Source organism: Variovorax sp. Root318D1, assembly GCF_001424835.1.
Classification (GTDB): domain Bacteria; phylum Pseudomonadota; class Gammaproteobacteria; order Burkholderiales; family Burkholderiaceae_C; genus Variovorax.
The window spans coordinates 107,046-115,676 of record NZ_LMCQ01000007.1 but is presented as its reverse complement, the minus strand read 5'-3'; the positions used below and the strand labels follow the sequence as shown (position 1 = coordinate 115,676).

14 protein-coding genes are annotated in these 8,631 nt (G+C 65.8%); 8 read left to right on the top strand and 6 right to left on the bottom strand.

Going from position 1 to position 8,631, the window contains the following annotated elements:
* The first annotated feature begins 294 nt into the window (after positions 1 to 294).
* The 3 genes from ASC78_RS08230 to ASC78_RS08220 all read left to right on the top strand — a co-directional run bounded on the left by ASC78_RS08230 (position 295) and on the right by ASC78_RS08220 (position 1,873).
* Entirely contained in the window at positions 295 to 579 is a 285-nt protein-coding gene (locus ASC78_RS08230) for a DUF427 domain-containing protein (RefSeq protein WP_055799097.1), read from the top strand.
* Entirely contained in the window at positions 576 to 1,325 is a 750-nt protein-coding gene (locus ASC78_RS08225; protein WP_055799094.1) for a 2OG-Fe dioxygenase family protein, read from the top strand. The genes ASC78_RS08230 and ASC78_RS08225 overlap by 4 nt, the downstream gene beginning before the upstream one ends.
* Positions 1,326 to 1,432: 107 nt before the next feature.
* On the top strand, positions 1,433 to 1,873 hold the full coding sequence (locus tag ASC78_RS08220) for a universal stress protein (protein ID WP_055799091.1): 441 nt from the start codon (positions 1,433 to 1,435) through the stop codon (positions 1,871 to 1,873).
* Here the strand turns inward: ASC78_RS08220 and ASC78_RS08215 are convergent.
* The gene (locus ASC78_RS08215) at positions 1,860 to 2,540 is read right to left on the bottom strand and encodes an RluA family pseudouridine synthase (RefSeq protein ID WP_055799089.1); all 681 of its coding nucleotides are present in this window, start codon (positions 2,538 to 2,540) and stop codon (positions 1,860 to 1,862) included. The genes ASC78_RS08220 and ASC78_RS08215 overlap by 14 nt on opposite strands.
* Positions 2,541 to 2,685: 145 nt before the next feature.
* Here ASC78_RS08215 and ASC78_RS08210 point away from each other — a divergent pair, with 145 nt between their 5' ends.
* Complete coding sequence (locus tag ASC78_RS08210; protein ID WP_055799086.1) at positions 2,686 to 3,882, top strand: MFS transporter; 1,197 nt, start codon at positions 2,686 to 2,688, stop codon at positions 3,880 to 3,882.
* A 12-nt stretch (positions 3,883 to 3,894) separates the two neighbouring features.
* Here ASC78_RS08210 and ASC78_RS08205 read toward each other — a convergent pair whose 3' ends face one another.
* Genes ASC78_RS08205 through ASC78_RS27690 form a run of 3 tightly spaced genes read right to left on the bottom strand, consistent with a single transcriptional unit; the run spans position 3,895 to position 4,624 of the window.
* Positions 3,895 to 4,176, bottom strand: coding sequence for a 2Fe-2S iron-sulfur cluster-binding protein (locus ASC78_RS08205; RefSeq protein ID WP_055799084.1), 282 nt, complete (start codon positions 4,174 to 4,176; stop codon positions 3,895 to 3,897).
* Positions 4,173 to 4,478: a VF530 family DNA-binding protein gene (locus tag ASC78_RS08200; RefSeq protein ID WP_055799081.1), complete on the bottom strand. Its 306-nt coding sequence runs from the start codon at positions 4,476 to 4,478 to the stop codon at positions 4,173 to 4,175. Before ASC78_RS08200 ends, ASC78_RS08205 begins: the two co-directional genes overlap by 4 nt.
* The gene (locus ASC78_RS27690; protein WP_015866429.1) at positions 4,475 to 4,624 is read right to left on the bottom strand and encodes a hypothetical protein; all 150 of its coding nucleotides are present in this window, start codon (positions 4,622 to 4,624) and stop codon (positions 4,475 to 4,477) included. The genes ASC78_RS08200 and ASC78_RS27690 overlap by 4 nt, the downstream gene beginning before the upstream one ends.
* A 93-nt stretch (positions 4,625 to 4,717) precedes the next feature.
* On the opposite strand from ASC78_RS27690, the gene ASC78_RS08195 reads away from it, so the two are divergent.
* Positions 4,718 to 5,236, top strand: coding sequence for a GNAT family N-acetyltransferase (locus tag ASC78_RS08195; RefSeq protein WP_055799078.1), 519 nt, complete (start codon positions 4,718 to 4,720; stop codon positions 5,234 to 5,236).
* Between the two features lie 104 nt (positions 5,237 to 5,340).
* Positions 5,341 to 6,249 (top strand): DUF808 domain-containing protein, encoded by a 909-nt coding sequence (locus tag ASC78_RS08190; protein WP_055799075.1) that lies wholly within the window; start codon positions 5,341 to 5,343, stop codon positions 6,247 to 6,249.
* A gap of 33 nt (positions 6,250 to 6,282) precedes the next feature.
* Here the strand turns inward: ASC78_RS08190 and ASC78_RS08185 are convergent, their stop codons facing one another.
* Both ASC78_RS08185 and ASC78_RS08180 read right to left on the bottom strand, forming a co-directional pair.
* Positions 6,283 to 6,486 (bottom strand): hypothetical protein, encoded by a 204-nt coding sequence (locus tag ASC78_RS08185; RefSeq protein WP_055799073.1) that lies wholly within the window; start codon positions 6,484 to 6,486, stop codon positions 6,283 to 6,285.
* A 41-nt stretch (positions 6,487 to 6,527) separates the two neighbouring features.
* Positions 6,528 to 7,715 carry a lactonase family protein gene (locus ASC78_RS08180; protein WP_055799070.1) on the bottom strand — a complete coding sequence of 396 codons (1,188 nt, stop codon included), beginning with the start codon at positions 7,713 to 7,715 and terminating at the stop codon, positions 6,528 to 6,530.
* Between the two features lie 110 nt (positions 7,716 to 7,825).
* Between ASC78_RS08180 and ASC78_RS08175 the strand changes: the two genes are divergently transcribed.
* Both ASC78_RS08175 and ASC78_RS08170 read left to right on the top strand, forming a co-directional pair.
* Entirely contained in the window at positions 7,826 to 8,098 is a 273-nt protein-coding gene (locus tag ASC78_RS08175; RefSeq protein WP_055799067.1) for a DUF2164 domain-containing protein, read from the top strand.
* Positions 8,099 to 8,150: 52 nt separating this feature from the next.
* The gene (locus ASC78_RS08170) at positions 8,151 to 8,582 is read left to right on the top strand and encodes a hypothetical protein (RefSeq protein WP_055799063.1); all 432 of its coding nucleotides are present in this window, start codon (positions 8,151 to 8,153) and stop codon (positions 8,580 to 8,582) included.
* The last annotated feature ends 49 nt before the right edge of the window (positions 8,583 to 8,631 follow it).

The following is an 8,631-nucleotide window of genomic DNA, read 5'->3' as shown; positions in this document are numbered from 1 at the left end:
TATGCGCCGAGGAGCGCAGATGGAGGCGGGATCAGGGCCGCAGCTGTTTGAGCGAAGCGAGTTCTGCGGACCCCCGCCGGAGTCGAGCACCGCAGGTTTCCCGTAGCGCAGCGAAGGGACGCAGACAGTAGGGGTCGCCTTTCTTTGCTTACTTTCTTTGGCGAAGCAAAGAAAGTGAGTCGCCCGCCGGGGCGACACCCGGCCTCGGGAAAACAACCAAGCCCACATATACCCGGACCAAAACCCACGCCAAAGGCAGAGGGCACAATATCCCTTCCCCGTGGAGAGCAAGACATGAAAGCAACCTGGAACGGCGTCACCATCGCCGAAAGCGACGACACCGTGCTCGTCGAAGGCAACCACTATTTCCCGATGAGCGCGCTCAATCGCGACCACGTCACCTTCAGCAACCACAAGACCACCTGCCACTGGAAGGGCACAGCCAGCTACTACTCGCTGCTGGTCAACGGCGAACTCCACACCGACGCCGCCTGGTACTACGCCGATCCAAAGCCCGAAGCCGAGGAAATCCGCGACCGCGTGGCGTTCTGGAAAGACGTGAAAGTCAGCGCGTCGTGACCACGGCCGCGTTCGCACCGCCGTTCATCGAGCCGGGCGAACTGCCGGCCGCTCTGCGCGAACAAGGCTATGCGGTACTGAGCCCGCAAGGCGCGAGCGAGTGGCTCGGCGTGCCGCTCGCGCAGCTCGAGGCGCTGCATGCCGATTGGAACGATCTTCCACCCGATGAACACCTGAAGGACGGTGGCCGCTACCGCACGAGGCGCCACGCGTGTTTCACGGTCGAGGGCGAGTCGATCGCGCAAGTGCCGCATCGTGCGCACTGGCAGCCGGTCGAATACAACGCGCTGCATGGCGGCATGCAGCGCTGGTTTGCGCCCATGCACGAGGCCACCGTGGCGCAGCCAGTATGGCAGCGCCTGCTGCAACGCCTGGGCGAAGCGGCCAGCGGCATGCGCGGCACCAAGGCGCAGCCATGGTTCGTCGAAGCGCACCAGTTCCGCATCGACACGGCGGGCGGCATCGGCCGGCCCACGCCCGAAGGCGCGCACCGCGACGGCGTCGACCTGGTGGCGGTGGCTTTGGTCGGACGCAGCGGCGTCAAGGGCGGCGAGACGCGCGTGTTCGAGGCCAACGGCCGACGCGGCGAGCGCTTCACCATGACCGAGCCGTGGACGCTGCTGCTGCTCGACGATGCGCGTGTGATCCACGAGTCCACGCCCATCCAGCCGCTCGAAGAGGGTATCGCCGGCTGGCGCGATACCCTTGTCGTCACTTGCCGCGCTCAGGGTTTCCAGGGGGATTGAGCCCGCTGGCTTGAGTCCTACAGTCACGCCTCCGCGCAGGGGGTAAATTCGAGGGACGGTTCGGTTGCGAGCCGCGACTGTCCGCGAACGATAAAGTGAGGTCCGCCATGTTCAATCACATCCTGGTTCCGATCGACGGCTCCGAAACTTCCATGCTCGCGGTCAGCAAGGCGAGCGGCTTGGCGCTGGCGTTCGGGAGCCGGATCACGCTGATTCACGTGATCGACAACTATCCCTTCATTGGGGTGGGGGCGGACTACGCACTGGGCCAGAACGAGTACCTGGCGGCGGCCACCGCAAGCGCGAATGCGGCCTTGGCGCGCGGTGTTGCGGCACTTGCCGCCGAAGGCCTGCACAGCGACCAGCGCGTGATCGACGGTCACGTGGTACACGAAGGCATCGTCGACACCGCCATTGCCATCGCGGCCGACCTGATCGTCATGGGGTCGCACGGCCGCAGCGGCATCGAGAAGCTTCTGCTCGGCAGCGTCACGCAGCGCGTGTTGCAGGACGCGCCCATGCCAGTGCTGGTGGTCAAGGGCGGCTGAGCAGCGAGAAGTCCGGAGGGCTTTCGAATCGAAGGGTCTGCTGCGTCGCCGGATGCACGAAACCCAGTTCGCTTGCATGCAGCAGCAAGCGCGGCGCACGCGCCTGAATCTCTTCACCGCCGTAGAGCGCATCACCCAGAATCGGATGGCCGATCGAGAGCAGATGCACGCGCAGCTGATGCGATCGTCCCGTGAGCGGCTCCAGCAGCACGTGCGTGGCCGCGGCGGATTCGTTTGGTGGCGATGATTGCAATGCCCGCCAGCGCGTGATGCTGGGCTTGCCCGCCGCATCGACCTTTTGCAGTGGGCGCCGCGGCCAGTCGGCCATCAGCGGTGCATCGATCACCGACCACTCATCTTTCACCGGCAGCACGCCATCGACGATGGCTTGGTATCGCTTGTGCACCCGGCGTTCGGCAAAGGCATCGCCGAGGGCACGCTGCATGGCCGCGCCACGCGCCATCAGCACGAGACCGCTCGTGGCCATGTCGAGCCGATGAACGATCAGCGCGTCGGGCCAGAGCCGCATGGCGCGCGCGCTCAGGCAGTCTTGCTTGTCTTCGCCGCGTCCGGGCACGCAGAGCAGGCCGGCGGGCTTGTTCAGCACGAGCAAGTGAGCGTCCTGGTAGACCAGGTCGATGGGATCGATGAGGGCGGTGTCCGGCATGGGTGCCGAGAGTGTAGAGAGCCCACGCTCATGCGCGGCTCATGGGGCCTCGGCTATCCTCGAACGAATGTCCGGCCCTGCCTCCGCCCCCGCTTCCGCCTCCCCGCCACCGAGCTTTTCCGACCTCACGCGCGAACGCCCGTTCATGCGGATGTGGGTGGCGCGCCTCTTTGGCACCGCGGCTTCGCAGATGCTCATGGTGGCGATCGGCTGGCACATGTACGAACTCACCAGCAGCGCCTGGGACCTCGGGCTCGTGGGCCTCTACCAGTTCGTTCCCGCGCTGTTGCTCGCGCTCCTGGCCGGCCACGTGGTCGACCGCCATCACCGGGGCCGCATCGTGGCGGCCTGCTTTGCGGTGCAGGGGCTGGTGGCGCTGGTGCTTTTTCTCGCGGTGTTGCAGCGCTTCGATACGCGCGGCCTGCTGCTGGGCCTCTCGCTGGTGCTGGGCGCGGTGCGGGCCTTCCAGATGCCGGCGCAGCAGGCGCTGACGCCGCTCCTGGTGCCGCCCATCATGCTGCCGCGCGCGATGGCTTTCAGCTCTGCGGGCATGCAGGGTGCGATCATCGGCGGGCCGGCCCTCGGCGGGCTGCTTTTCGTGGCTGGCATGCAGGTGGTGTACGGCGCCAGCGTCCTGTGCTTTGCGGTGGCCTGCGTGCTCGTATTGCGGCTGCGCTATGCCCATGCGCCCGCCGCGCGCGAGCCGGTCACGCTGGCCACTGTGTTTGCCGGCGTCGACTTCATCTGGAGGCGCAAGCCCGTGCTCGGCGCCGTCTCGCTCGATCTTTTCGCGGTGCTGCTGGGCGGCGCGGTGGCGCTGCTGCCGATCTACGCCAAGGACATCCTGCACACGGGGCCCTGGGGGCTCGGCCTGCTGCGCGGGGCACCCGCGGTGGGGGCGCTGGTGATGTCGATCGCACTCACGCGCCGACCCATCGAGCGCAACATCGGCCGCACGCTGCTGATGGCCGTGGGGCTTTTCGGGCTGTGCATGGTGGTGTTCGGAATCTCGCGCAGCTTCATCGTCTCGCTGATTGCGCTGATGGTGTCGGGCGGCGCCGACATGGTCAACGTGGTGATCCGCCAGACCCTGGTCCAGCTCGAAACCCCCGACGCCATGCGCGGCCGCGTGAGTGCGGTCAATTCGATCTTCATCGGCGCCAGCAACCAGTTGGGCGAGTTCGAATCGGGCGCCACCGCGGCGCTCTTGGGGCCGGTGGGCTCGGTGGTGGTGGGCGGCGTGGGCACCATGATGGTGGCGCTGGGCTGGTTCAAGCTTTTCCCCTCGCTGGCGCAGCGCGACCGGCTGGTGGCCGCGACGCCCGCGGCGGCCATCAAGTAGGGCGAAGTTTTTTTAAAAGACTGAAAACGCCTTGGGCGCATCGATCGTGAGGTCGCCCTCGGCCTCCGCCACGCAGGGGAGGATCCAGCCCTCGGCTTTTTCGTCGGCGCTCAGGCCGGGCCATTCAATGACGTGGCGGATGGCGCCCGACATCAGCTGGCAGATGCAGGTGCGGCAGGTGCCGTTGCGGCAGGAGCTCGGCATCTCGATGCCGGCCGCCTCGGCCGATTTCAAAAGCGTGGTGCCAGTCTCGGCTTCGAAAGCCAAGCCCGACGGCTCGAGTCGAACCCTCATCGCTCTGGAGGTTGCTGCTGTTGCTGTTCGCGGCGCTGTTCGCGCAGCATGAAGAGATAGAGGCTCTCGACCTTCTCGCGCGCCCAGGGTGTCTTGCGCAGGAACTTGAGGCTGGAGCCCACGCTCGGGTCGATCGCGAAGCAGCGGATGGGAACCAGCTCGCCGAGCTGCTCCCAGCCGTAGTAGTCGGCCAGCGCCGTGACGATGGCCTCCAGCGTGAGCCCGTGCAGCGGGTTGCGGGGCTGGGCAGGCTTGGCGGGCGCCGGTGGCGGCACAGGCCCCGCTGGTGCCTCTTCGGTCACTTGTTCTTGAGCTTGCCGCGCGGAATCACCGCCGTGGTGATCGTGCGGACAGGCTCGATGCCACCGGTGCCTACCGGCTTGGGCGGCGAAGTGTCCTTCTTCGGTTTCTTGGCTTCCTTGTTTGCGCGCTGTTGACCTTTGGCCATATCGACTCCTTTTGATGCTGCGTATGCGACGTAAGTAGCGGGCAGTTTAGCGGTGCGGCGACAATACGCGGTTCCATTTGATTTTCCGCAACCATGTCAGATTACGAAGTTCGCCCCGCCACCATGCGCGACGCCAAGGCCGTCGCCGAAGTCCACGCCCTGGCCGCCAAGGCTGCCTACGAAGGCATCCTGCCCGAAGAAGAGCTGCGCTTGCTGGCTCCGGCCTCGCGCGAAGCCAAGTGGCGCGAAGCCATCGAGTTCAGCGAGCCGCAGGTGCAGGTGGCCGTGCTCGACGGCGAAATCGTCGGCTTCGTCGGTTTCGACCGCTCGCGCGACCCCAAGACGCCTTCCACCACGGGCGAGATCTGGGCCATCTACGTCAAGCCCGAGCACTGGGGCAAGGGCATCGGCGTCGCCCTCTGGGACGCCGCGCGCGAAGGCCTCGAGGAAGAGGGCTGCACCACGGTGACCGTGTGGGTGCCCATTCGCAACGACCGCGCCATGCGCTTCCACGAGCTCGCCGGCTTCAAGCGCGAGATGAAGACCGCCAAGACCACAGCGCTTGGCACCGTGCGGGTCGAAGAGATCCGCCTCAAGCGCAGCGTCGTTTGACGCGGCTGACGCGTTCGCCGCGGCCGTCCCGTACGGGTATTGCCGGGGCGGGCCGCGCTTGCGGCTAAGCTCGCCGGTTCTTTTTTCCCACAACGATTTTTGCCATGGCCACCAGCCTGCTTCTGCTGCTCGACGACATTGCAACCGTACTGGACGACGTCTCGGTCCTCACCAAGGTCGCCGCCAAAAAAACGGCCGGCGTACTCGGCGACGACCTTGCGCTCAATGCGCAGCAGGTCTCGGGCGTCAAGGCCGACCGCGAACTCCCCGTGGTCTGGGCGGTGTGCAAGGGCTCGTTCATCAACAAGTTGATCCTGGTTCCGGCGGCTCTGGCCATCGGCACCTGGCTGCCTTGGCTGGTCACCCCGCTGCTCATGATCGGCGGTGCCTTTCTCTGCTTTGAAGGCTTCGAGAAACTGGCGCACAAGTTCCTGCACAAGAAGGAGCACGAGGCCGACACCGCGCGCCATGAGCGCGCTGTGGCCGACGAAACCGTCGACGTGGTCGCGGTCGAGAAGGACAAGATCAAGGGCGCGGTGCGCACCGACTTCATCCTCTCGGCCGAAATCATCGCCATCACGCTGGGCACCGTGCAAGGCCAGTCATTCACCACGCAGTTCACGGTGCTTGCGGGCATTGCGCTCATCATGACCGTGGGCGTCTACGGCTTGGTGGCCGGCATCGTGAAGCTCGACGACGCGGGCCTTTACCTGAGCCGGCAAGCCAACAAGGCCGCGCAGGCTGTGGGACGCGGCATTCTCGTGGCGGCGCCGTGGCTCATGAAGGGCCTATCGGTTGCGGGCACCGCGGCCATGTTCCTGGTCGGCGGCGGCATCCTGGTGCACGGCGTGCCCGCGTTCGGCCATGCGGTCGAAGACTGGGCCAAGGCCACGGGCGGCGTGTTCGGTGCGCTCGGGTCGATGGGGGTCAACGCCGGCATCGGCGTCGTGGCGGGCGCCATCGTGCTGGCGGGCGTAGAACTCGTTGGCAAGCTCCGCGGAAAGAAGGCCTGAACCCTTGCGGGCCTTGGGCTGCTCCTGCGCTCGCTATTCGCCGCGTTTAAAGAGGCCGACCGCCACCAGCGCCACCCCCAACGCCAGCGCGAACCAGCCGACCACGTAGGCGCCGGCCACCATATCGAACCAGCGCGTGCCTTGCAGGAAGCGCGGCCCCAACAGAACGGCCGCGCCGATCGCCAGGCAGAGGATGCCGCGTTCCAGCGTGCGGAGTTGTCGTTTGGGTTGCGCCATGGCGTTGCGTTCAGGTCGGGTTGCGTTGAGCGTTCATTCGGTCAGTGCGACATTGTCCCGCGCATCGCGGCCGGATGCCCCTGCAGCGGAAACGACTTGCCCGTAGGCACCAGCGTGTCGCCGTCCACGCGCAGGATCGTGATGTCCTGGTCGATGAAGTTGCCCACGTACAGATACTTGCCGTCCGCGCTCCACACGGCCCCTTCGGGCAAGCCGCGCACCACCACCTCGTTGGCGCGCGTCACCTTCTTGCCGTCGATCTTCAGCAGCACCACCGAGCCGTTGCGGTTGTAGAAGTAGGCGTTCTTCGCCGCGTTGCTGCCGCGCAGGAGCACGGCCACTGCATGCCGGCCAGTCGGGCTCACGGCCAAGCCTTCGGGGCCGTCGCCCACCACCACCTTGTCGACCACGCGCGGTGGCGTGGCTTCCAGATCGATCACGCTCACCGTGTCGATCTGCCCGTCCGAGGCGCCCGAGTTGCCGTTGTCGGCCGTGAGCGCAAGCTTGCCGTCCGGCGTCACGTCGACGTTGTAGGGCCAGAGGCCGGCCGCGAGATCGACCTTGTTGTAGCTGACCTTCTCGCCGTTCACCTCGAGCAGTGCGATCTTGTGGGTCGGAAACTTGGCCGCCAGCGCGCGCTTGCCGTCGGGCGTGAAGCGCACATGCGCCACCGAATCGTTCATGGCGATGGTGTCGATCAGTGTCACCTTCTTGCCCGCGATGCGCAGCACGCTGACCGAGTTGTCGGCGCGATTGGCCACCAGCGCAAGATCGCCCGCGCGGTTGATCGACAGGCCCGACGGCTGCTTGCCCACGGTGAGCGTATCGATCAGCTTGGGCGGCGTGGTGGTCAGGTCGATCACGAAGAGGCGGTTGTCGGGCACTTGCTTGCGCACGCCATTTTCTTCCACCACGTTGAGCGAGTTGGCCACTAGCGCCAGCGTTTCGCCCGGCGTGATCGCAAGGTTGACGGGCGGGCCGGCAATGGTGTTGTCGAGTTGCAGCGTGCCGACGAGCTTGGGTGCGAGCGGGTCGGTGCCGATGTCGAGTACCTGCACCGTGTCGCGGCCCATCGGACCGAGGATCACGGCACCGGCATCGCTCCACGACTGCTTTTCGTCGTTCGCCACCAGCATCAGCTGGCGCTGCGGTACGGTGGGTGTCAGGTTGGTGCAGCCGGCAAGAGCGGCCAGGGCCAGGGCGGCCATTGCGGCCGGAGGGAATTTCATGAAGCGGTCTCCGTGTTGTAGGTCTTTGTGCTGCGGGCCGCGCGCGGCCGCAGCGGATGGTAGCGGCACAATGGATCGGACCCATTTCAAGCAATCGAAGAGCACTCCGCATGACAATCGAAATACCCAAGGAAGCACGCCAGCAGGCCATCGCGTCGATCGAGCGCTACTTCAATGAGAACATGGAAGAGAAGATCGGCAACATCGCGGCCGGTGCGCTGCTCGGCTTCTTTCTTGAAGAGGTCGGCCCGATCGTCTACAACAAGGCCGTGGCAGATGTGCAGGAGCGCCTGCAGTCGCGCATTTCGGAAGTCGATCTCGAAGTGCATGAAGACGAATTTCAGTATTGGCGCAAGTTCGACCGGCAGAAAAAAGCCAAGTAGACGTGGCGCTCGCCACGAAAAGATGCTTCCAGACGTTGCAAAATCCAGAGCCATGCAACCACAACGCCCGACCAACCCTTTCGTCGCTCAGTCATTGCGGCTGCGCACCTGCGTCGCCGTGCCGCTGCTCATGCTGGCCGCATCTTTCGCCAGTGCCCAGCAGGCGCCCTCGGACTTTCCGCTGGATTCCGTCGGCTACCTGAACGAGGAACTGCCTCGCATGGAGGCGGCCATTGCCGCCAGGGATCGCAGCTTCTTCCACGGCGCGATGGCACGCACGGTGCAGTTTTCAGAGCGCTGGGGCTTCAAGGCGCAGGCCAATCCCGATCTGGCGAAGTACCCGATGTGTACCGAGGCTGTGATGGACTACGTGGTGGTCGGCATGTGCAGGCTGAATCCCTCGAGCGACGGGTGCGAGCCGGGGCTGGCATCGCGCTTCGAGGCGAATGTGCAGCGCTGCCGCGAGGTTGCAGCGCGAAAATAGGCGGCCCGTCTTTCGACGCAAAAAAGAAATCCTCGCACGTGCTGCGGGG

Bases quoted from the DNA above. Each gene is read 5' to 3' on its own strand.
- ASC78_RS08230 (WP_055799097.1), top strand. From the start codon at position 295: ATGAAAGCAACCTGGAACGGCGTCACCATCGCCGAAAGCGACGACACC.
- ASC78_RS08220 (WP_055799091.1), top strand. From the start codon at position 1,433: ATGTTCAATCACATCCTGGTTCCGATCGACGGCTCCGAAACTTCCATG.
- ASC78_RS08215 (WP_055799089.1), bottom strand. From the start codon at position 2,540: ATGCCGGACACCGCCCTCATCGATCCCATCGACCTGGTCTACCAGGAC.
- ASC78_RS08210 (WP_055799086.1), top strand. From the start codon at position 2,686: ATGCGGATGTGGGTGGCGCGCCTCTTTGGCACCGCGGCTTCGCAGATG.
- ASC78_RS08205 (WP_055799084.1), bottom strand. From the start codon at position 4,176: ATGAGGGTTCGACTCGAGCCGTCGGGCTTGGCTTTCGAAGCCGAGACT.
- ASC78_RS27690 (WP_015866429.1), bottom strand. From the start codon at position 4,624: ATGGCCAAAGGTCAACAGCGCGCAAACAAGGAAGCCAAGAAACCGAAG.
- ASC78_RS08195 (WP_055799078.1), top strand. From the start codon at position 4,718: ATGTCAGATTACGAAGTTCGCCCCGCCACCATGCGCGACGCCAAGGCC.
- ASC78_RS08190 (WP_055799075.1), top strand. From the start codon at position 5,341: ATGGCCACCAGCCTGCTTCTGCTGCTCGACGACATTGCAACCGTACTG.
- ASC78_RS08185 (WP_055799073.1), bottom strand. From the start codon at position 6,486: ATGGCGCAACCCAAACGACAACTCCGCACGCTGGAACGCGGCATCCTC.
- ASC78_RS08180 (WP_055799070.1), bottom strand. From the start codon at position 7,715: ATGAAATTCCCTCCGGCCGCAATGGCCGCCCTGGCCCTGGCCGCTCTT.
- ASC78_RS08175 (WP_055799067.1), top strand. From the start codon at position 7,826: ATGACAATCGAAATACCCAAGGAAGCACGCCAGCAGGCCATCGCGTCG.
- ASC78_RS08170 (WP_055799063.1), top strand. From the start codon at position 8,151: ATGCAACCACAACGCCCGACCAACCCTTTCGTCGCTCAGTCATTGCGG.